Source organism: Psychrobacter sp. AOP31-B2-9, from assembly GCF_052378005.1.
In the GTDB taxonomy this organism is placed as follows: Bacteria; Pseudomonadota; Gammaproteobacteria; order Pseudomonadales; family Moraxellaceae; genus Psychrobacter.
The window spans coordinates 1-236 of record NZ_JBQSXG010000387.1; the positions used below are offsets into that span (position 1 = coordinate 1).

The 236-nt window shown below is 39.0% G+C and carries 1 protein-coding gene; it reads left to right on the plus strand.

What is annotated here, in order from left to right:
* Window positions 1-92 precede the first annotated feature (92 nt).
* Window positions 93-236, plus strand: a 144-nt coding sequence (locus tag ACT3SX_RS15755; protein ID WP_444761895.1) for a transposase, incomplete at its 3' end; no start/stop codon positions are given.

The following is a 236-nucleotide window of genomic DNA, read 5'->3' on the forward strand; positions in this document are numbered from 1 at the left end:
TAGGGCGTGTTGAACATTGGGAATAAAACGATGGCAAAAAAATAGCAAACGGTTAGTCTTTAAGTTCTCACACAAAAAAGACATCGTTTGCTATGCCTCGTACAATGCTCAAAGATCAACACTGGACAAGACTAAGACCTATATTACTAGAACTTAATATCTATGACAAAGGGAATCTTAGACAAACAGTCGAAGGCGTATTATATCGTATGCGTGTTGGCTGTCCTTGGCGTGAT